General features: G+C 59.0%; 17 protein-coding genes. 2 read left to right on the plus strand and 15 right to left on the minus strand.

From position 1 onward, the window contains the following. Nucleotide 1 precedes the first annotated feature (1 nt). The 7 genes from QPL94_RS03500 to folE form a co-directional block, all read right to left on the minus strand. The gene (locus QPL94_RS03500) at nt 2-433 is read right to left on the minus strand and encodes a MerR family transcriptional regulator (protein ID WP_285355548.1); all 432 of its coding nucleotides are present in this window, start codon (nt 431-433) and stop codon (nt 2-4) included. Between the two features lie 227 nt (nt 434-660). Further along, the gene (locus QPL94_RS03505; protein WP_285355549.1) at nt 661-981 is read right to left on the minus strand and encodes a hypothetical protein; all 321 of its coding nucleotides are present in this window, start codon (nt 979-981) and stop codon (nt 661-663) included. 58 nt (nt 982-1,039) lie between these two features. Then, entirely contained in the window at nt 1,040-3,301 is a 2,262-nt protein-coding gene (locus QPL94_RS03510) for a bifunctional diguanylate cyclase/phosphodiesterase (RefSeq protein WP_285355551.1), read from the minus strand. 54 nt (nt 3,302-3,355) lie between these two features. Beyond that, nucleotides 3,356-4,579: a cyclic di-GMP phosphodiesterase gene (locus QPL94_RS03515; protein WP_285355552.1), complete on the minus strand. Its 1,224-nt coding sequence runs from the start codon at nt 4,577-4,579 to the stop codon at nt 3,356-3,358. Between the two features lie 179 nt (nt 4,580-4,758). Beyond that, entirely contained in the window at nt 4,759-5,199 is a 441-nt protein-coding gene (locus tag QPL94_RS03520; protein ID WP_285355555.1) for a CoA-binding protein, read from the minus strand. A 15-nt stretch (nt 5,200-5,214) separates the two neighbouring features. Beyond that, nucleotides 5,215-5,595, minus strand: a complete 381-nt coding sequence (folX, locus tag QPL94_RS03525; RefSeq protein ID WP_285355557.1) for a dihydroneopterin triphosphate 2'-epimerase — start codon at nt 5,593-5,595, stop codon at nt 5,215-5,217. A 27-nt stretch (nt 5,596-5,622) separates the two neighbouring features. Further along, entirely contained in the window at nt 5,623-6,189 is a 567-nt protein-coding gene (gene folE, locus QPL94_RS03530) for a GTP cyclohydrolase I FolE (protein ID WP_137436366.1), read from the minus strand. A gap of 194 nt (nt 6,190-6,383) precedes the next feature. Between folE and QPL94_RS03535 the strand changes: the two genes are divergently transcribed. Next, complete coding sequence (locus tag QPL94_RS03535) at nt 6,384-7,301, plus strand: alpha/beta fold hydrolase (protein ID WP_285355560.1); 918 nt, start codon at nt 6,384-6,386, stop codon at nt 7,299-7,301. Nucleotides 7,302-7,313: 12 nt separating this feature from the next. On the opposite strand, the gene QPL94_RS03540 is transcribed toward QPL94_RS03535, so the two are convergent. Then, entirely contained in the window at nt 7,314-8,378 is a 1,065-nt protein-coding gene (locus tag QPL94_RS03540) for a GGDEF domain-containing protein (RefSeq protein WP_285355561.1), read from the minus strand. A 175-nt stretch (nt 8,379-8,553) separates the two neighbouring features. On the opposite strand from QPL94_RS03540, the gene QPL94_RS03545 reads away from it, so the two are divergent. Then, on the plus strand, nt 8,554-9,648 hold the full coding sequence (locus QPL94_RS03545; RefSeq protein WP_285355562.1) for a patatin-like phospholipase family protein: 1,095 nt from the start codon (nt 8,554-8,556) through the stop codon (nt 9,646-9,648). An 80-nt stretch (nt 9,649-9,728) separates the two neighbouring features. Here the strand turns inward: QPL94_RS03545 and QPL94_RS03550 are convergent, their stop codons facing one another. The 7 genes from QPL94_RS03550 to QPL94_RS03580 all read right to left on the minus strand — a co-directional run bounded on the left by QPL94_RS03550 (nt 9,729) and on the right by QPL94_RS03580 (nt 22,107). Further along, nucleotides 9,729-10,763: a PAS domain-containing protein gene (locus QPL94_RS03550; RefSeq protein WP_285355563.1), complete on the minus strand. Its 1,035-nt coding sequence runs from the start codon at nt 10,761-10,763 to the stop codon at nt 9,729-9,731. Nucleotides 10,764-10,876: 113 nt separating this feature from the next. Continuing rightward, nucleotides 10,877-11,689, minus strand: a complete 813-nt coding sequence (gene znuB, locus QPL94_RS03555) for a zinc ABC transporter permease subunit ZnuB (RefSeq protein WP_285355565.1) — start codon at nt 11,687-11,689, stop codon at nt 10,877-10,879. After that, complete coding sequence (znuC, locus tag QPL94_RS03560) at nt 11,676-12,455, minus strand: zinc ABC transporter ATP-binding protein ZnuC (protein ID WP_285355566.1); 780 nt, start codon at nt 12,453-12,455, stop codon at nt 11,676-11,678. Before znuC ends, znuB begins: the two co-directional genes overlap by 14 nt. After that, nucleotides 12,448-12,939, minus strand: a complete 492-nt coding sequence (locus QPL94_RS03565; protein WP_285355568.1) for a Fur family transcriptional regulator — start codon at nt 12,937-12,939, stop codon at nt 12,448-12,450. The genes znuC and QPL94_RS03565 overlap by 8 nt, the downstream gene beginning before the upstream one ends. A gap of 86 nt (nt 12,940-13,025) precedes the next feature. Further along, on the minus strand, nt 13,026-13,487 hold the full coding sequence (locus QPL94_RS03570; protein WP_285355569.1) for a chemotaxis protein CheW: 462 nt from the start codon (nt 13,485-13,487) through the stop codon (nt 13,026-13,028). Between the two features lie 11 nt (nt 13,488-13,498). Further along, nucleotides 13,499-14,551 carry a chemotaxis protein CheB gene (locus tag QPL94_RS03575; protein ID WP_285355570.1) on the minus strand — a complete coding sequence of 351 codons (1,053 nt, stop codon included), beginning with the start codon at nt 14,549-14,551 and terminating at the stop codon, nt 13,499-13,501. Beyond that, complete coding sequence (locus tag QPL94_RS03580; RefSeq protein ID WP_285355572.1) at nt 14,551-22,107, minus strand: Hpt domain-containing protein; 7,557 nt, start codon at nt 22,105-22,107, stop codon at nt 14,551-14,553. The genes QPL94_RS03575 and QPL94_RS03580 overlap by 1 nt, the downstream gene beginning before the upstream one ends. Nucleotides 22,108-22,110: the final 3 nt, after the last annotated feature.

Below are 22,110 nucleotides of genomic sequence, written 5' to 3' on the forward strand. Positions count from 1 at the left end.
ATCACTCCTTGTTACCTGTTTCCGGGACCGGTTCGTCCCAGTGTTCAATCAGCTGGCAAATCGTATGGCCGTCCGGCGTGCCATCCGGCATGTTCTGCCAGGCGGATAAAGCAGCCGTCATTCGTCCACGCAATTGCTGCAGTTCCGCAATCTCACGCTCCACCTCCGCCAGCCGCTGCTGAAACACGTCCCGGACCATGGGGCAGGGCGAATGATGATCCTCCGCCTGATCCAGAATCTGCCGGATTTCCGGCAGTGAAAAACCGAGTTGCCGTGCTTTGCGGGCAAAACGTAATCGCCGCAGGTCTTCTGCGTCGTACAGCTGATAGTTGTTGTCCGGATTCCGGGTGGGCTTCAGCAACCCTTCCCGGGTATAAAACCGGACGGTATCGGGGTTGACCCCCGCACCTATAGCAATCTCTTTAACTTTCATAGCGTAGACCGCCATCCCCAATGTTGATCGAGTGGTTGGGTGAACCTTCTTCCGAAACTGTGCGGAGCCATGGATGGCGGAGCCCAAGCGTCACATGGATGTGCCGAAGGAGCGTGTTTCGGAAGAAGGTTCACCCAACCGCGAACGGCACCCAACTTGAACGCCACGTGGTATCAGGTTAAGGATAGCCTAAAACCTGTGAGCAACTCACAGGTCAAAGGTTTTTTTCAGGAAGTGGAATCTTTTGAACGAAGGAAGGTGCCACAGGCCTTGCATTGGTCCGGGGCCATCAACTTGGCTTGCCAGCCGATTTTCTGCCCACAGGCGGGGCATTCCAGTCGCAATTGCAGGATGATGATGGGGGTGATTAACACAGCAATGAGAACACCCAGCGGCCCCCAGCTGTCGCCACTGGACAGACCAAGCTGGCTGCTGAAGACCAGAATCACGATCAGCGAAAAGAACGCAAAAATGAAATAACGCTTGTTCCAGGTTTCCCACCGCCGCAATCGGCCGTCCTGTTCCCTGGTCAGATAGTTTGCACTCATAAGTCGGTACCTTGAAAGCTGATACCGGAATAGTGGTGATTCAAAGCGCTCATTTCAATCAGGTACCGACCGGCGTATCCACATTCAGCACGCCAGAGCTCAATGCCTTTTCCAGTTCGGCGGCGGGAATCGGACGGCTGATCAGGTAGCCCTGGATCAGATCGCAGCGGTGATTCTTCAGGAAATTGAGCTGTTCCCGGGTTTCCACCCCCTCGGCCACCACCTGGATGCCCAGGTTGTGGGCCAGGTTGATCACTGCCCGGGTAATCACCGCGTCGTCGTGGCGCTCGGTGACATCGGTAATAAAGGAGCGGTCGATTTTCAGCAGGTCAACCGGGAAATCCCGCAGGTAACCCAGCGAGGAATAGCCAACGCCAAAGTCATCGATGGCCAGGTGCACACCCAGTTTGTGGAGCTTGGAGAGCTGGTTGAGATTGTGCTCGATGTTCTGGATAAAGATCTCTTCAGTCAGCTCCACTTCCAGTCGATCCGCGGGAACACCATGGGATTCCAGCGTCTCCTGAATATGGTCAACAATACTCTCATCATCCAGTTCCCGGCCTGACAGATTAACCGCGATGCGCAGGTTGGCGTAAGGGCCATTCTGCCATTTCGCCAGCTGCCGGCAGGCCGCCCTGACCACCCAGCGGCCGATATCGGTAATGCGCCCGCTTTCCTCGGCCAGTGGTATGAAGTCGATCGGCGGTAACAGGCCGCGGCGGGGATGCTGCCACCGAATCAGGGCTTCCACGCTGTTGATGGAAGAGTCGTTAAGATCCAGCTGGGGCTGGAAGTAAAGCACGAATTCGTCGTTGGCCAGGGCGTGGTCCAGGTCCTTGTCCAGCTCCAGGCGCATGACCTCCCGGTCCTGCATGCCCTCGGTATAGAACTGATAGGTGTTGCGGCCCTGCTCCTTGGCCCGGTACAGCGCCACGTCCGCATTGCGCATCAGGGTGTCGGCGTCCAGCCCGCTCTGGGGATATACTGCCACCCCCATGGTAGCGGTGATGCCATGCCTTTCGCCCTGAACATCAAAGGGCGCTTCAAAGCATTGCTTGATCTGACCCAGCAGGTTGATAACGTCGTCGATGTCTTCCAAGTGCTGCTGGCAGATCATGAACTCGTCGCCGCCAGAGTAGGCAACCATGATCCTTTCGTCGCTGAGGGCGTTGAGGCGTTCGGACACCTTGATCAGCAATTCGTCTCCGAACTGGTGACCGAGGGAGTCGTTGAGCATCTGGAAGCGGTCGAGGTCGATCATCACCAGGGCCACCTGGCGCATCTGCCGATCAGCGATGCTCAGGGTGTGGGTCAGGTCTTCCATGAAAAAGCGGCGGTTGGCCAGGCCAGTCAGTGTGTCAGTGGTCTCAAGCCGCGCCAGGTCCTGCTGTACCGCCTGGCGCTGACTGATTTCTGCATCCAGCTCCCGACGGGTTTTCAGCAATGCCTGATTGCGTTTGAGAATCTGCTGTACCAGCAAGGTGGTGAGACTGGTCAACACCCCCATACACAGCATGATGATAAACGTCACGAACGGCCAGTTGCTGCGCTGGTCCTCAACCCAGGACACAGAGGGGGTGACGGTCAGTGTCCAGTCGATGGTTGGCAGGTCGATGTCCAGAGTACGGGAAAAGCCGGGATCGGTGTTGGTTGAACCGTTGAGCTCATAAGCCGGTTTGCCGCCGTCCCTGATGTCGATCCGGAAAGAGTCCAGGGTGCGGCTGGTAACAAGGTGCCTGGCCAGGGTTTCCATGCGGAATACACCGGCGATGAAGCCGTTGTTGGCCTCGCTGCTGAAAATCGGAGCGTAGATAACCATGCCCTTGCCGCCCTGCTTCAGGTCTATGACGCCGGAAATATCGAGATTTCCGGTGGCCTGGGCTTCTTGCAGGGATGCCAGTCGGTCAGGGGAGAAGGCCACGTTGTAGCCAATGGCCTCTTCGTTGCCCTCGTATGGCTCCAGCCAGCGGACCGTGTAATTCCGGTCAATCCACTCAATTGCCTGGTAGACACCGAAATCAGACAGGTAGTTGCGGGCGTCCTGCTCCCAGACTTCCCGGGATACATTCGGTGTAGCCTCAAAGCGCTTGGCCATGCGGTTTATGGCTTCTGCGTGAACCAGGAATTCCCGCTCAAGGCGGTTGGCCATGGAGCTGGCTTCGTTGTTCAGGTTGGCCTGAATCTGCGTGCGATCCTGCTGTTCAATGCCATACTGAAGAATCAGGGCAATACCCAGGAAAATCAGAAAAATCAGCGCTGGAAACGCCGGGTTCAGCAATCCCCTGACAAGCAGGGTTAGCGCTGATGCAGGTTTGTCCACAAAGTGCTCCGGTTACTTCATTCACTGAACAGCGTATCGGCCGAATCCACCCGATTATGAGGGATAAACGCGATGATCTGTTACTAATTGTTGGATCCGCGCCTGTAATGATATCCCGAAAGCGCCATCCGGTAGTGGGCGGATGATTTCAGGACGTTCCCCCGGCGTCGGATTCGCCAGGTCAATCGTTCTCGGCGTAACTGCTTTTTTCTCGGTATCCAGAAGTACTTCAACCCTGGGTTTGAGCTTCTTGCCAGGATGTACGGCAACAATCAAGGCTACTTCTCCGGTGGTGAGCTCTACCAGGGTTCCCGGCGGGTATATACCAATCATGCGGATAAACGCTTCCACCATGTCGGCATCAAACTGCCTGCCACGGTTCCGGTACAAAATGCGGATGGCGTCAGAAGCGGGAATGCCGTCCCGGTAGCAACGGTCGCTGGTCATTGCATCAAAGGCGTCGACAATCGACACCAGGCGAGCGAAGCGGCTGATCTGCCACTCCTGCAGTTGTTGCGGGTAGCCAGAGCCGTCGACGCGTTCGTGATGATGGCGGGTGACATCGCGAATGATCGGGTCGAGCGTGGTGTCTGCGCGTAACAGCTCATAGCCGAAGGTGGTGTGTTTCTGCATGATCGCGAACTCTTCGCGGCTAAGCGCACCCGGCTTGTTGAGTATCTCTGGTGGGACTTTCAGTTTGCCGAGATCGTGAAGCAGGCCACACATGCCGGCAATTTCCAGGTCTTCGTCCGGCATGCCCAGAAAACGGGCAAATGCCACGGTAAAAATGGCAACGCGCAGGCAGTGCTCGGCTGTGTATGCGTCCCGGGACTTGATGCGGTTCATCCAGAACATCGCGCTGGCATTGGCCTTGATGCTTTCAACGCAATCACGGATGACGGGGCGGGCATCCTGCAGGTTCAGGTCATTGCCCTGCTCGATGTCACGGGTCACCCGTTCCACAAACGTTTGTGTTTTGCTCCATGCCTCGCGGGCGCGCGGCATTTCCTCCGCCAACGTCCGGGTTTCAGGCATCGGGATGGAGGTACGCTGCTTGTGCAACATGACCTTGTCCAATGCCTCGGACAATACCTTTTCCTCGCCTTCGACCAGCACCCATTCACAGTACTGGCGAAGGATACGGGCCTGATCGGTGTTTTCGATGGTAAAGCCCTGGAACAACACGGGAACTTCTGTCCAGGGGCGGTCCAGTTTGACCACACGCATTCCGGCGGTGAGCAGGTCGACCGGCAGCCGGACCCGCTGAATGTTGGACATGGTATCGGGCGCCAACGACCCCGGCCGGGCGCGGGCTATTGGCTTTCGCGATGGCGTTGTGCTGGTTTTACGTCGGAACCACATGGCTCTGCCAGTCTTCTGATTGTCTGACCCGAGTATGTCAGAAATCCCGTGCCTGGAACAGGTGCGCGGTTAACGGCGCCCGGCGGCAACCTGGGTTATGTCGCCGGTTGTGTCACAGGAGGTATGCCAAGGCGTGGTATTTCCTGCTTGGGGCATTTGTCCATAACCACGGTGACACCCGCCTCTTCCGCTCGCACCGCGCCCTCTTCATTGATAACGCCGAGCTGCATCCATATTACCGGAATCTGCTGTTTGATGGCGGCGTCTATGACCGGGTCGGTGCGATCAGGCGCAAGGAAAAGATCTACCATGTCCACGGGCTTGTTGACGGAAGCAAGATCGGGATAGACGGTTTCGCCGAGCACCGTTTTACCAGCGAGCCTGGGATTGACCGGTATCACCCGGTACCCCCGACCCTGGAGATAGGCCATCACTTCATGGCTGGGGCGGTTGGACTTGTCGCTGGCGCCGACCAGCGCAATGGTGCGGACGGTTTCGAGTATTCTGCGTAGCTGTTCGGGATTATTACGGGACATGGAGGTACCGGTTCGTCAGGTGGCCCGGTGTGCCTCGAGACAGACGGACACCGATTCCGCGTAGCGTAACGCATGGGGCTTGTCGATTTCCACTGCCGCCCAGCGGACTGCCTCATGCTCCATAACAATACTGAGCACTTCATGGGTCAGTCGCTCCAGAAGGGCAAAGCGGTTGCCGTCTACATGGCTGATGATCTGCTTGGTAATGGTGCGGTAGTTCAGTGCTGCACGGATATCGTTCTGGTTGATGGCGTCCGCGGCATTGTAGGTCAGCCGGACATTGATCAGTACATCCTGCCGATTGTTGATTTCCTCGTCCTTGATACCGATATAGGCGCGTAGCAGCAGGTCCTTTATACGCACGGTTGCCTGGTGATCTCCGGTTACTGCAGTCATCTGGTCTCCCGATTAGCCATGGAATGTTCAGCGATCCCGAATCAGCGTGAGGAATTCAGTCCGTGTGGCCTGTGACTTCCGGAACTGGCCCAGCATCATCGACGTCTTCATGCGGGAGTTCTGCTTTTCCACACCACGCATCATCATGCACATGTGCTGGGCCTCGATAACCACAGCGACGCCCTTGGCACCGGTGACCATTTCCACGGCCTCGGCAATTTCACGGGTCAGATTCTCCTGGATCTGAAGCCGCCGGGCATACATGTCAACAATGCGCGCGAATTTGGACAGCCCCAGCACCTTGCCCTGAGGCAGGTAGGCAATGTGGCACTTCCCGATAAACGGCAGCATGTGGTGCTCACACATGCTGTAAAGCTCGATGTCCTGAACCACCACCATTTCATCCATGGCGGACTCGAAAACGGCATCGTTGACCAGGTCCGCAAGGCTTTGCCTGTATCCCTGGGTGAGAAACTGCATCGCCTTTGCTGCCCTCAGCGGTGTGTTTTGCAGGCCCTCGCGGCCGGGATCTTCACCCAGGCCGGCGATAATCTGCTGGAAATGGCTGGCCAGGTCGTCAAGCTTGTTGGTCATAGAGGCTTCCGGAGTTAAAAGTCGGTTCAAAGGCGAAAGCTTAAGGGAATTTGCCAATGTCCTCCAGATTTACGGCTACCGAGTTGAAAAAGACCACCCTGACCGACCCGGTTCGCAAAATGCCAGACCAGATATGGCAGGGTTGGGTGGATTGATTTAGAGTTTCATACTCAGGCAGGTTTCAGGAAACCGGAATGGAACAGGTGATACCAGGAGCTCATGGCCAGCCACCCAAGGGCGCAGGGGAAGGGACTCTGGAAGGGTGGCAGCAAGAGGGGAAATGGTTCTCTTACGGCGGGCATGCCATATTCAGCCGCATGGCAGGGCAGGGCGATGCCCTGATACTGCTTCATGGCTTTCCCACTGCGAGCTGGGACTGGCACCGGCTGTGGCCGATGCTGGCACAACATCATGCGGTATTCGCGCTGGATATGCTGGGCTTCGGCTTCTCTGACAAGCCGGCGCTGTACGATTACAGTATTGAAGACCAGGCAGACATGATTGAGGGATGGATTGCTGGCCTCGGGTTAAAAGAGGTCAGCATCCTGGCCCACGATTATGGCTGTAGTGTGGCTCAGGAAATACTGGCTCGTGACCAGGAAGGTTTGTTGCCATTTGCCATCACCCGCGTCGGTTTTCTCAACGGGGCGCTGTTCCCGGAGGTACACAACCCCTTACTGATACAGAAACTGCTTCGCAGTCCTCTGGGTGGATTGATCAGCCGGGGACTGTCCCGTCGTACCTTTGAGCGGAATTTCCGGCGTCTGTTTGGCGAGGTTAACGCGCCTGTTTCGAAAGACATGGATGATTTCTGGTATCTTCTGACCTACAACAATGGCCGGGGCATCCTGCACAAACTGATTCATTTCATGGAAGAGCGCCGTTGCCACCGCCATCGCTGGGTAGGCGCGCTACAGAATGCAAAGCAACCGATGAGGCTGATCTCGGGCGTGGCGGATCCGGTATCAGGCGCGGCAATGGCAAGGCGTTATCGCGAGCTCATACCGCATGCTGATGTTGTCAGCCTGCGCAATGTCGGCCACTACCCGCACTTCGAGAGTGCCGCCGAGGTCTACCGGGCCTGGCGGGACTTTTGCCGGCAAACGAAATAGCCAGACGGGACACTAGGCATCGGCTAACTGTGGGTCTGCGTCTTCGGGTGGGGTGACTTCCTGACGTCTGACGGCGTTGGCTACCTGATTCCGCCCCCTGGCCTTGGCTTCATAGAGTGCCTGGTCCGCCCGGTTCAGCCACACGGACCAGGTTTCGCCCTTGTCCACTTCCGCCACGCTGGCGCTGGCGGTAATCTGGATACCTTCAACGAAGGGGCGGGCGCTGATGTTTGTAAGCAGCTCCCTGGCGACCTTGTCAGCGTCTTTCTGGCGTGTTTCCGGCAGCACCAGCATGAACTCCTCGCCGCCAATGCGGAACAACTGGTCGTTCTCCCTCAGCCGCTTGCGCAGCCTGGCTGACAGCTCCTGCAGAACCCTGTCGCCGGCCAGGTGCCCCCACCGGTCGTTGATCGTCTTGAAATAGTCCATGTCCAGCAAAATCAGGCTGGATACCCGCTCATAGCGTTCGCGCATCTGAATCTGGCTATTGAGGATGTCTGCCAGCTGTGACCGGTTAAGACAACCTGTAAGAGGGTCAGTGGTGGCCAGCCGGGTCAGCTCTGCCTGCAGTCGCCCTACCAGCCAGGCAAAGATCATCACGAAAAGGCAAGTCAGGCCCAGGGAAAAGGTGATGCGCCAGAAGTCAGCCTCCGGAAAGGTGATAAAAGACACGACCGACATGCTGATCACAAACACAATATTGCTGACGGTGGCCTCCTTCAGAGGAAGCAGGAAAAACAGCGCCGCAGCGGCGGGGTACGCCCAGTAAAGCCCGGCATGCCCATTGATCATGGTGGAATAAGCAGCGGAGATTACCGCGAGGATGGGGAACAGTCGCCCCTGCAGAAAATAGGTACCGCGGAACCGCAGAAACGCTATGACAGCAACCGCATTCAGGCAGAACAGGATCAGCAGTAACGCCAACACCACATTGCCCTGTTGCCACTGCACCATCACCAGAGGAGCAACGGCTATAAAAGCCCAGAAATAAAGGTGGTAAACGATCCGACGTTTGAAGCCAAGTACCGCAAGGGTGGGATTTGTAGCCAGTTTGTTGGTGGCGGCAAGTGGATTCACAGCATACTCCGGCTGTCTGTGGTAGGGCCAAACTGCCTGAATCAGGCTTTTCCGAAGTCTAGCATGACCTTCCCGGGAAGAAAGTCGGTTTTCAGTGCCGGTATGAATGCCGCCACCGCTATGGCTGCCCGGCCTGCAGTTCGATAAACTTGCGGGCTCTGAGCAAGGAGCCGTTATGACCGCTGTCCACACCCGCCCGCCAGTGTTGACCATCCGCGCTGGCAGCCGTGCCTTTGAACGGTTGCAGGAAAAGCCGTTTACCGCAGGCGATGTGCATGTGGTTCCCGGAGCGGCAGGAGGCCCCAAAGCGCTGGGTATTTCCGGCCTGGACAAGGCCATATTCGGAGATTTTCTACCCGCTGTACCCCAGGTGCGCTCGCTGATCGGTTCCTCCATCGGTAGCTGGCGGTTTGCCGCGGTAGCGTCAACGGACGACCCCAAGGAACAACTGGCCCGCCTGGCCGACCTGTACACCTCCCAGCGCTTCGCCAAGGGCGTCAGCATGGCGGAAGTCAGCCGCAAGAGCGTGTTGTTCCTGGAGGAGCTGCTGGCCGGCTGTGAAGACCATATCCTCAACCATCCCTGGTACCGCCTGAACATTGTCGTTGTTCGCAGCCGCGGCATGCTGGAGCACGATACCAGGGGGCGCCTCAGCCTGGGCCTGATGAATGCCATCAGTGCCAACATGGTCAGCCGCCGCCACCTGGGCCGCTTTATGGAGCGCGGTATCATCCACGACGCCCGGGTTAAAGCACCGCTGGCCAAACTGGTGGATTTCCCCAGCCACGAAGTAGCCCTGAGCCGCGACAACCTGATGCCGGCCCTGCTGGCGTCCGCCTCTATTCCCATGGTGATGTCAGGGGTGCGTAACATCCCCGGCGCTCCGGATGGTCTCTACCGCGACGGCGGCCTGCTGGATTACCACCTGGATCTGCCCTACGAACAGCCTGGCGTTATCCTCTATTCCCATTTCACCGACAAGGTGGTTCCGGGCTGGTTCGACAAAACCCTGCCCTGGCGCCGCGGCGACGCCACCCGGTTGCAGGATGTTCTGCTGGTGTCGCCGTCACCGGAATACCTGGAGTCGCTGTCGGACAAAAAACTGCCGGACCGCAAGGATTTCGAGCGTTACCTCGGCGACGACGCCGGCCGCGAGCGCGCCTGGCGCAAGGCCATCGCCGAGAGCGACCGCCTGGGCGACGAGTTCCTGGAACTGGTGGAATCCGGCCGCCTTAAAGACGTTATGCGGCCTCTGGACGGTAAGCGCTAACGTTTGAGTTGCCTTTGGCTGGGTCCCAGCATGCAACCGGCAAAGCAGGCTGGGAGCGCAGGCAACAGGCTATACGTTAACTATACCGCCTGAGTACAGGGCTGAAGACTGAGACGGTAGCCGCTGAAACCGTGCAACGTATCCCGCAATGCCAGAACCCGCAGGGTTACCGGAACCCGCTGGTCATCGGCATCCAGCAGTTTCAGGTCAATACGCTGTATCTGCTGCTCCTGCCGCGAGGCCTGGAGTGTCCTGCGGAAATTGTCCAGACAATCCGGGGCCACCAGTTGTTCGAAGGGCCGCCCGGCGAGATCAGCCGGGGCCTTTTGTAACAGGTCAGCCACCTGGGGGGAGATGTATCCGGTGGTGGCCTCCTCATCCAGCTCGCAGATTGTCGCTCCGGAGAGCCCTACCAGGTCGCGACTGCGCTGTTCGCTATCATTCAACGCCTGCCGCAGAATCGATTTTTCAATTTGCATGTTGTTGATCTGCTCCTGGTATTCCTCGCGCGCCCTGTCGGCAGTGTGGTAGCGGGTCTGCCATCGCCGTAATCGCAGGCATAGCAGGACCAGAACTACCGTTGCCAGAAGGGTTATTACCAGGCCCGCCAGCCACACGAATCGAAAAGACTGTTGCGCCGGGTGTTCCAGAAACCGGGTATCAGGTAGCGTCGTCAGCAGCCACCGATGTTCCCCGATGGCAATTTCCGAACGCAGTGATCGGGATCGGTCCGGGTTTGCGGTATGAATGGTCTGAAACAGCGGCGTCTTGCTATGCCGTTCAAGAGTATCAATCCGCAGGTTCAGCATGCCTGGCACAGAGTTTTTGAACACGGCTGCGAGCCAGAGACCGACGGATGCCAAGTCGTTCACTGGCTGCTCCGGTACAGGCACATCGGTAGCCAAGGGCGGGAGCTCCTTGTAGCCGCTCAGTCGGGCAACAAGGGTGTTGTGCTGCCGGTGATAGACCTCTTCGGCCAGGGCGCGGGCCTGCGTTTCCAGAGCCTGGGCCGTGAAGCCGGTAATTGCCAGGCCGGCGGCGAGGACCAGCAGTGGTGCCCACAGGTGTGGCAGCGCCAGAAGGTGTCCTTTCCCTGTCAGTTCGGGGTTTTCCATAGGTTGATCCGTAACCGTTGGCGAGATTTTGGGGTGACTGCGTGCCCTATACCTTAGTCTACACTTTGGATCATGGCCACAGCGCCCGGAAGCCCGGCCTGTAGTACCCGGCGTCAGGCCTGGGTCTGTCGCGCCGAGCCATAAACCAGTAGGAAAACGGAAAAGGCGGTGACCACCACGGAAGGGCCGGCCGGGGTGTCAAGGTGCCAGGACAGTGTCAGCCCCCCGGTAACGGCCACAAAACCGAAGACGATCGCCAGTCCCACCATGTGCTCCGGATTGGTTGCCAGGCGGCGGGCGGTAGCAGCAGGAATAATCAGCAAGGCAGTGATCAACAGTACCCCGACGATTTTCATGGCTACGGCGATGACTATGGAAAACATCAGCATCAGTGCCAGTCGCAGGCGTTCTACCGGCACACCTTCAACCCTGGCCAGTTCTTCGTGAATCGTACTCATCAGCAGCCCCCGCCACAGCACGGTCAGCAACCCCAGAATCAACAGGGCACCACCGTAGATCCACAGCAGGTCATGGCGGCTCATGGCCAGCAGGTCGCCAAACAGCAGGCCGGTCAGGTCCACGCGTATGTCGGGCATAAAGCTCAGTGTCACCAGGCCGATAGCCAGCGCACTGTGGGCCAGAATTCCCAGCAGGGTATCGGTGGCCAGAGTCTTGCTGCGGGAAAACAGAACCAGGGCCACTGCCAGTACCACGCAGGTGATGATTACCCCCAGGTTGATGGGAACGCTGATCAGAAAACTCAGGGCAATGCCCAGCAGTGCGGAATGGGCCAGGGTATCGCCGAAGTAGGCCATACGCCGCCAGACCACGAAACAGCCGAGCGGTCCTGCCACCAGGGCCACGCCAAGGCCGCCGATCAGTGCACGCCAGAAAAAATCCCCGAGGACGGCATCAATGATGGGCATGGGAGCACTCTCCATGGGCATCATCGTGGTCGCCGGAGACCACATCGCCGTGCAGGTCGTGGCTGTGGTTGTGGCGGTGATGGTAAACGGCCAGGCTTTCCGCTACCGGACGCCCGAAGGTTTCAATGAAAGCCGGGTCGTGGGAGATATCCGCAGGGTATCCGCTGCAGCACACGTGCTGGTTGAGGCAGATAACCTTGTCAGTAGCCGCCATGACCAGGTGCAGGTCATGGGAGATCATGATTACGCCACAGTTCAGATCATCCCTGAGGCTTCTGATCAGGTCGTAAAGGGCTGCCTGCCCATTTATATCAACGCCTTGTGCGGGTTCGTCCAGTACCAGCAGGTCCGGCCTGCGGGCCAGCGCCCGGGCCAGCAACAACCGCTGCTTTTCGCCGCCTGACAGGTGGTGGACAGAGGCATCAAGCAGGTGATCCACGCCCGTCTTGGCCAGTGCCTCCCGACATTCCTGGTGGGAGCGGCCACTGAGCAGCATGAATCGTTTTACGCTGAGCGGTAAGGTGGACTCCAGCGTCAGGTGCTGGGGCACATAACCGATGGTGAGCCCCGGGGCCATGGTCAGGGCGCCGTCGGAGATGGGTTGTATGCCGAGCACCGCCTTGATCAGCGTGGTCTTGCCGGCGCCGTTGGGGCCGATAATGGTAATGATATCTCCGCGCTGAACCCGCAGATCCACATGATCCACCACTGGCCGGTTGTCAAAGTTGATGGTAACCCGTCGGAGTTCTACCAGTGCTTCAGTCATGGGCATTATCCGATGCGCAACGGGGGCAGTAGCCGGAAACCTCAATGGTGACATCCTCCGGCCGGAAGGCTTCTTCCGCGGCGGCCGTATGGACGGCACTGGAAACGGCGGGCGCTGTCAGTTCCAGCACGTTCCCGCAGGAACGGCAGATCAGGAACATGCCATTGTGGCTCTTGCCAGCGTGGGTACAGCCTGTAAAGGCATTCAGCGAGGCAATGCGGTGCACCAGCCCGTATTGCTGGAGGAAGTCCAGGGCACGATAAACGGTGGGTGGCGCGGCATTGTGGCCATCTTCTGCCAGCACTGCGAGAACGTCATAGGCACCGAGAGGCTTGTGGGACTGCCAGATCAACTCCAGTACCCGCTCGCGGGTTGGCGTCAGGCGGGCATTATGCTGCTGACAGATGGTTCTGGCGTCAGCCAGTGCCTGGGTAACACAGGCTTCGTGATTGTGGGGGCGATAGGGAAGAGCGCTGGATGACATGGGCACTGTCCTGCGAAATTTGCAACATTATAACATTAGCAAATCACAGTGCCACGTCTGCGTTGACTGTCACAGTGGTGGTTCGGCTAGCGGGATGCTTCCAGCGCGAGGGACTCAAGGTAGCCAAGATCCGGAATGATGGCGGTTTCCCCCTCAACTTCAACCACCATCAGGTCGGCGGGGCCGGCCTCGCCGTCAATCTGTTTGATCTGATCCTCAGTCAGGCGGTTCTGGCTGGGAATACCCTGGGTGACCAGGGCCATGAAGGGCACCGAATTATGGTGATCGCCAATGGTGTTCAGCACCACAATGCGCCCCCGATTGCCCCCGGGAACCGTGAGCTTGCCGCCATTGGCTGCATCGTAGGATATAACCGGCAGGTTCAGACCGCGCCATTCCAGCTCACCTACCAGCCATTCCGGCGTATTGGCTGCCGGATCGGAACTGACAAAATCCACGACTTCCGCTATCGAAACGTTCGGTAACAGCAGTTGTTTTCCGCTCATGGGGATCATTACACAGGGCAGGGTTTGGCTGTTGTCGTTCATTACTCATTTCCTCAGGCGGAATCCCGTTTTTGCCGGCCCTTGAGCAGGCAGGATTCTTCAATCGTTTTGACGAGTTCTCGGGCCAGCTGTTCCGGCGTGCCACAGAACACAGAGCAGCCGGTGGCTGCCACAGAATCGGGCATCGAACTGTTGCCACAACTGGAGCTTTCCTGCACCCAGATGCGGCTACCATAAGCCTTCAGCAACGGCGCGGCAATGGCGCCGTCATTGCCCATGCCGGAAAACACGATGGCGTGGCAACGGGCACCGTAATGGTCGCCGATATTCAGCAGCACTTGGTCGATGGACGGGCCGTAGGGTCCCGGCCAGGGTGTATCCCGCTGCAGGAGTGCACCGCTGTCGTCCAGCGACCATTCATGCTCCACAGGCATCAGGATAACGTCACCGTTGTGGATCCGATAGCCGTTCTCTGCCGGTTTCAGCTGGTAGTGAGCGTGGCGCCCCAGAACCCGGGTGAGCACCTCGGTAAAATTGTTATCGATGTGCTGGGCATAGACAAAACCCACCGGTAAGCCGGGTGGGAGGTTGTCGAGAAAGGTTTTAACCGCGGCAGGGCCACCGAGTGATGCGCCCAGAATCCAGATTTCTTCGGCCGGCAGATCTGCCGATGCGGGCGGAATCCAGTGGGGCAGTGTGGGTGAGGTCGCCGTTTGTGGCTGCTCGTTGGCCAGCTCCTCGATAGCCGCTGCGGAATCCAGCTTCTCTATGTGTCCGAGGGACTGCTCCAGCTTGTCCAGCAACCGGCGTTCCCAGCGAAAATAGTCGGTGCTGCCGGGCTTCGGGGCCGGGTCCAGGCCAAAAAGAACCGGTGCCTCGGTATTCTCCAGCAGATGATCAAACAGGACCGGATGGTCCGCCTCGTCTTCCAGGGTGATCAGCCACAGGCTGGCGTCCGGAAATTCCGGGTAACCCTGGAGACGATCCGGGTCGCCAGAAAAGCAAACGTCCAGGCCGAACCTGGACGTGGCTTCCTGCAGCCGGTGGCGCTGCAGGACGATGTCCGAGACGATACCGACCGCTGGCCGTCCTGGCTGGCCGGCCATCACTGATTCCCGGTCAGCCGCGTGATGGTGTCAAGCAGTTCGGTCTCCTGGAAAGGCTTGCCGAGGTATTCGTTGACACCGATGGCCAACGCCCGCTCACGGTGCTTCTCCCCGGTACGGGAAGTGATCATGCAGATCGGCGTATCCTTGAGGTTTTCATCATGGCGCACAAAACTGGCCACTTCGAAACCGTCCATGCGGGGCATCTCGATGTCCAGCAGGATGATGTCCGGCTTGTGATCCTGCAGCTGTGCCACCGCATCCAGGCCGTCTTTGGCCGTGATCACTTCCATGCCATTACGCTCCAGCAGGCGGGAGGTAACCTTGCGCACGGTGACCGAGTCGTCCACCACCATAACCACGGTGGACTGTTCCACGCGGCGTGAGGCTTCCCTGGCCTTCTCGAGGTTGGCAATTCGCTGGCGCTCGGAAAGGATGTCGGAACGAATCATTGCCGGCAGGTCGAGGATCACCACCACATTACCATCACCAAGGATGGTGGCACCGGACACACCCCGTACGGTACTGAACTGCGGGCCAAGAGACTTGACCACGATTTCGCGACTGCCCATCAGGCTGTCTACCTGCAGAGCCATGGGCTGCTCGGCACCACGCACCAGGATGACCGGCAGTGGCAGCGCCTGGCCCTGAAGCTTGGGATGGTGATCACTGTTCAGCAGGCTGCCCAGGTACTGCAGGCGGTACTGCTGGCCGGCGTATTCGTAAAGGGGCGCTTCCGGCTTGTAATATTCCTCAAGCTCATAGGTGCTGACCCGTACGATACCTTCAATGGTGTTCAGCGGGATGGCGTAGAAATCCTCGCCGGTAGAGACCATCAATGCCCGGTTGACGGATACCGTGAATGGCAGGCGAACGGTGAATACGGTGCCCTTGCCGACCGTTGAGTCGATATCCAGGCTGCCGCCAAGCTGTTTGATCTCGCTGGCCACCACGTCCATGCCGACACCACGGCCGGAAATCTGGGTGACCTGCTGGGCGGTTGAGAAGCCCGGCTGCAGGATGAACTGCAGGACTTCGCGCTCGCTCAGGTCTTCATCCGCCGACATCATGCCCTGGCGAATGGCCTTGTCACGAATGACCTGGGCCGGTATGCCGGCGCCGTCGTCGATCATCCGCAGCACCACATCGCCACCTTCACGGGTCAGCGACAGGGTAACCTCACCGGTTTCCGGCTTGCCGGCTTTCTTGCGGTCTGCCGGAGTCTCGATACCGTGGTCCAGCGCGTTACGCAGCATGTGTTCCAGCGGCGCAATCATGCGTTCAAGGATATTGCGGTCCATTTCCCCTTCCGGGTTACGGACATCAAACTCGACCCTCTTGCTGAGTTCACCACTGATCTGGCGAACGATACGGCGCAGCCTGGGCACCATGGAGGAAAATGGAATCATTCGGGTCTTCATCAGACCTTCCTGGAGTTCCGTGTTGATCCGCGACTGCTGTACCAGCAGGGTCTCGGTGTCCCGTACCCGATCGGACAGAGTTTCCCGCAGGTCCGCAAGGTCAGAGGAGGATTCCGTCAGTGCACGCGACAGCTGCTGAATGGCGGAATAGCGGTCCATTTCCAGCGGGTCGAAGTCATCACCATAGTCCGGGCCGTGCTCTTTCTCTGCGCGGAAAAGGATCTGGGTCTCTGTCTCGATTTCCATCCGGCGCAGCTGTTCACGCAGACGCTCGATGGTGGCGGCCATTTCGTCGAGGTTGTGGCTGAAGTCACTGGTCTGCTGTTCCAGGCGGCCACGGGTAATACTGGTTTCACCGGCCAGGTTGACCAGTTCGTCCAGCAGCGGTGCGGATACCCGAATGGTTTCCTGTGGCGCGCGCTGGGCGGCAGCCCCTTTTGCCGGTGGCTTGGAGGGCACTTTGTTGGGCTTGGGCGCTGGCGCCACCGGTTTTTCCGGCTCGGCAGGCTTTTCGGCCGCCGGCTCGGGCGCTTTTGGTGTTTCCGGTGCTTTCGCTTCCGGTTTGGCGGGTTCGGGAACCGCGCCAGTATTCTCGAACCGGTTACGGATATCGGCAACCAGCGCCACGATGCCATCGTGGTCTTTGGTAATGGCCTGCCAGGCATCGTCGCCCGGGGTGTTGCCACCCAGGTCGATCAGCCGTGTCTCCAGGCCATGGGCCTTGTCTCCCAGCTCGCCAAGCTGCGACAGCCTTGCCCCACCCTTGAGGGTGTGCAGTGCACGCTGGGCTTCCTGGTTGAAATGGTGGTTGGCCGGGTCTTTGCGCCAGTCGTCCAGTAACTGTTCCAACTGGTCAAGGATCTCGCCGGCCTCTTCCAGGAAGATCTCCAGGACTTCGGCGTCAACAGCATCTTCTTCGCTGGAGGCTTCGGCAGCCGCAGCACCCTCGGAGAGCTCATCGCCAGACACTTTGTGGGCATCTTTCAATGCCTCGATGAGCGTCTTGTCGGCAGCCGGCTTGCTGCTGTCTTCCAGGTTGGCGAGCATGTTCCGCAAGGAGCCATGGGCTTTCTCGCTGAGCTCCAGCAGAGTCGACTGGTTGCTGGCACCAGCAATCAGTGGATCCAGGGCGTCTGACCAGGCTTCGGCCAGATCGGCAATGGGGTCAACGTCGGACAGGCGCGCGCCACCCTTGAGGGTGTGCAGTTCCTGTTGAAGCTGGGTTACACCGACGAGTTCTTCCGGTTCATCGCGCCACTGGGCAAGACATTCGCCAATGGCTTCGTGAATCTCCAGACCTTCATCAAGGAAGATGCCTACCAGATCATCATCGGAGGCCTGTGCTATGGCGTCTGCGACGGACGTCGGCTGTTCGTCGGTTGCTTCTGTTTCGTCGGACGTTTCGGTTGCTGCTTCCGGCTCTTCCGCAGGTTCTTCAGGCTCTGCCGACGGCATCGGCTTGCCGGAGAGAATGGCTTGCACCTGTGCAACCAGTGCTGTTGCCGGCGGACACGGTTTTTGCGTGGCAACCTGCTCAACCATCTGTGCCAGCCTGTCGTGACAGGCGAACAGCAGATCGTTCATCTCGTCACTGGCGCTGAGCTGGCCTTCCGCCACTTTCTCGAACAGGTCTTCCAGCACATGGGTCAGGTCGCCAATGGCGTCGACACCGGCCATGCGGGCGCCGCCCTTGAGGGTGTGCACGTCACGCTGCAGCTCTGCCGCAACGTCGCGGTTGGAGGTGTCTTCGCTCCAGGTATGCAGGGCGCTGCCGGTGGAGTTGATCAGGTCGTAGGCTTCTTCGAGGAAGATGCCGGTCAGCTCCGGGTCGAGGTGGGAGAGATCGGTGTCGTGTTCCTCTTCAGGAGCGTCTTCGGGAGCGTCCGCCGGGGTTTCCGGTTCCGGGCTATCGTCCTCGTCCAGGTCGGCCAGAGGAATGTCTTCATCCGCTTCGGTTTCGAGGTCATCGTGGTTCACGTCCGTCACCGGGCGAGAGCCAGTGGCACTGTCCATGTAGGCGTGGATTTCACTGATGAGGTCCGGTGCCGGCCGGGGTTGCTCATTCTGTTCCAGGGCATCCACCATGCCCGCCAAACGGTCGTGGCAGCGGAACAGCAAATCGGACAGTTCACCGGTAACGGCAAGCCGCTGTTCGGTCAGGCCTTCGAACAGGTTTTCCAGTTCGTGGGACAGGTCACCGATGGACGGGATATCGGCAAGACGCGCACCACCCTTGAGTGTGTGCAGGTCCCTTTGTAGCAGGCGCAGCAGATCCAGATTGCCGGTATTGTCGCTCCAGTTCTGCAGGGCGTCTGCGGTGCTGTCGATCAGGTCGCGGGCTTCCTCCAGGAAAATCTCCGCAAGCTCCTGATCCATATCTTCATCGGTTTCCGCCAGCGGTGGCAGTTCGTCACTTTCTTCTTCCGGGGTCTCCTCGGCCTCAAGCTCAAAGCTGCGGTCGATTTCCTCCAGGTCACCGGTGAATTCCTGTTCAAAGGCATCCGGTGTCTCATCCGGTGCTTCTTCGGAAATATCCACGGCCAGCGCATCCAGGCCGGCAATCAGCTCGTCACCGCTCTCAGTGGCAAGCCCGGCAGCGACCTGGTCCATCATGTTGATCAGGTGTTCATGGCCAGCGCGGATGGTCTCGAAGAAGGACGGGTCTGGCTGGAATCCCGGTTTCGCAGCGCGCTCGTAGACGTCTGTAAGCGCCCCCGAGAGTTCGGCGACGTCGGCCAGGCCAGCCTGTTGTGCGCCCTCCGTCAACTGGCGCAATTCCGTGCGCAGGGTATCCAGTGCAGAGGTCTGTTCAGGGTGCTCTGCCCACTCGTCAAGAATCCGGTCGGCATCCAGCAGGATGTCCAGGCCTTCGTTGAGGAATAGCTGAACCAGCTGCGGCCGGTTATCCTCGTCGGATTCATCATCACGGGAACGGGCGCTGCGCAATGTGGCATTGCTGATCTGTTCCAGCCGATCCAGGAAGCTGTCCGTGCCGGGAAGGTCTCCCTGCGGATTCTCGCGGATCTGGCTCAGGCCCTGGGTCAGGAAGTGACAGGCATCGCCAATCAGGCCGATAACCTCCTGGTCTGCCCGCTTGTTCTGGGCGCGGGATTCTTTTACAAACCGTTCCAGCGGAGTAATGACAGCGGCGATCGGGCCGATACCGGCGGTATGCGCGCTGCCTTTCAGGGTGTGAAGGGCGCGGGAAAGGTCGTCGGTATAGGCAACGCTGGCCTTGTCGCCAGCGGCGTGAATAAAGTCCTGCAGGGTTTGCAGGTGGGTCTCGGTCTCGCTCTCGAAGATATCCAGCAGTACCGGGTCGACTGCAGCGTCTTCGTCGTCATCGGTCAGCAGCGCTTCCGCCGTGGGTTGTTCTTCAGCAGAGGCCTGTGGCTCTGAAGGCGGCATGGTGCTGGCATCAGGGATCTCACCGTTCGCCAGGGCCTTGGCACGGGCTTCGAGCGTCGAGATATCACGGGACGGAGCGCGCCGCTTCTCGAAGTCTTCGACCAGCTCAGGAAGGACAGCCGTGACTTCGTCCAGCAAACCGGCGATGTCATCATTCATGAAGATGCTGCCGTCGATCACGCGGTTGAGCATGTTTTCGACGGACCACGCCAGCTCGCCAACAACCAGCGCGCCAACCATACGGCCACTGCCCTTCAGGGTGTGGAACGCCCGTCGGACTTCAGACAGCGCGGTGCGGTCGTCGTGCTGCCGCAGCAGCATGGGCAGGAATTCGCGGATGGTATCCAGAACCTCACCGGCTTCCTCGATAAAGATTTCGAGAATTTCGTCGTCGATGAGATCGTCATCAGAGCTGTCTTCGACAGTGGTCAGCTCCTGGGCAGCCGGAGTTTCTGTCAGGTCTTCTGATGGTGCTTCTGCACCGGACTCGTCGCTGTCGGATTCCGCTTCAGGCCCAGCAGTAGCGCTGTCACTGTCAGTTTTTCGGGTAGTGGACATGGCTTCGGCGCGCTCGATGAGCTCTGCGACGTCGCCATCAGACCGGCCACTACGGAAATCATTGATCAGCGCCGGAATTCGAGCGTTGACGTCGTCGATCAGGCTGAACATGTCGTCGTTGGGGCGAAGCGTCTGGTCGATCACCCGGTTCAGCAGATTCTCCACCGACCAGGCTACCTCACCAATACTGGTAGCGCCTACCAGTCGACCGCTGCCCTTGAGGGTATGGAACGCACGACGAACTTCGGTCAGTGCTTCGCGGTCGTCATGGTTCTGGCGCAGGCGGGGATAGAACTCGTTGATGGTTTCCAGGACTTCTTCGGCTTCCTCAACAAAGATGCCGAGTATTTCGTCATCCAGCAGCTCTTCGTCCGAGCCTTTGGAGTCGGTCGCTTCTGATGCTGTGGGCACTTCCGCATCGACCAGCGGTACCTCTTCTTCCGACGGATGCCGCCAGGTGGGTTCGGCGCCAACCGGGAAGCCAAGAGAGGTCAGGCTGGCTTCGGCAACACTGAGAACACTGTCGTTATCCTCGATGCCTTCGGCCAGTCGCTCCAGGTAATACTCGATGCTGGTGATGGCATCGGCCAGGGTGTCCAGTTGTTTCCAGTCCGGAACCTGCCTGCCGCCAAGCAGCACATCGGTGATGTAACGCTCGGCTGACGCCAGCATATCGGCAACACGGTCCAGCGGGATCAGGCTCAGGCCACCGCGAATGCTGTGGAGCAACCCGGGAACATGCTCGATTTCACCGGTTTCCCACTGGGAGGCAATAAAATTGACAATGGCGGTCTTGACCTGCTCGAGGGTATTGCGTGATTCCCTCAGCAGGGCGCTGCTGGCGTCACCCAGTTCCCGCGAGCCCATGTTAACGGACTGCTGATCGTCCTCAGTACGGCTGCTCTCGGATTGCCGGTCGCTGTCGAGGCCTGCAAGACTGGCTTCCACATACAGCAGGGCACCGGCGATATCCATCAGGGTGCCATCATCCACTGTTTCCGGCTGGGCGGAGAGCTTCTCCACCAGTTCCAGCTGTTCAGTAATGACCTTGCGGGGTATTCCCAGTCCCAGAACCGCCAGGGTATTGGCCACCTGGCGCAAGCCCGGTTGCAGCTCTTCCAGTTCGTCGTTCTGGCGCAGCTCGGACCGTACGAACAGATCCAGCTGGTCCTTGAGCTTGGCAAGCTCTTCGTTCAGTGCACTGACCACCGAGTGAATGGCATCGCGGCCGGGGCCGGATACCCGGCTTTTGGCGGCGTCGACATCATCGTCGGACGGTAGCGCCTGTTCCAGCCGGTAATCGTTGCGCAGTTCCTGCACCAGTGGAGTATCCAGTTCCCGGGCGCGGGCAACGTAATACAGCAGGTGCTTGAGCAGGGCTTCGGGGGCTTGCTGTTGCAGAATATCCACATGCTCGTCTGTCAGGCGACGGATTTCTGCGTCCAGTTCCCGCAACAGTGCCTTGACGGCGGTATTGACCGGATTGACGTGTTCCTGAAGGGTTTCCACAAACGCGCCGGCCGCTTTCCAGAGTTGACCCCGGGGGGTTTTCTGGCACAACCGGATCAGCCGCTGGATGACCTTCTGCATGTAATCGAAGTGGGCGTCCAGATCGGCTTCGCGAACCACACCGGCGAGTGCGAACTGGTACATCTGGCGAAGTTTGCGGATATGGCCGAGAACTTTCGGATCCTGCAGGCGCTGGGAGACATTGGCAGCCGCGGCAACCTTCGAGGGGGCCAGGTCTGGCTTGAACAGCGATGTGTCTGACAGCAGGGATTCGCCCCGCGCAGCCCGGAGATCGTTCAGCAGTGGCAGCAGCACCATCGGAAAATCATCCTTGCTGCTGGCAAGGTGTTCCAGGTACTGGGGAAGCTGCAGGATAGCCTGCATCAACACTTCCACCGCGTCGTCCACACTGGCGACGGTTTCGTTCAGGACCGCCTGGGTGAGCTTCTCCATTTCCTCGGTCAACAGGGCTGCGCCGTAAAGCTCAACCATCTGCAGAGTACCGTGAACCTGGTGGAGATAGTTCAGGCAGAAGCGCAGGCGCGCGGTGTCGTCTCGATTCTCGACATACGCTTCCAGTGCTTGCTGACCCTGGGTCAGCGTGTCCTGTATTTCGCCACGAACCCAGTCCAGGGCGATGCTGTCATGGTGATTGCCCATAAC

The sequence above is a fragment of the Marinobacter sp. SS13-12 genome (assembly GCF_030227115.1).
Lineage (GTDB): Bacteria > Pseudomonadota > Gammaproteobacteria > Pseudomonadales > Oleiphilaceae > Marinobacter.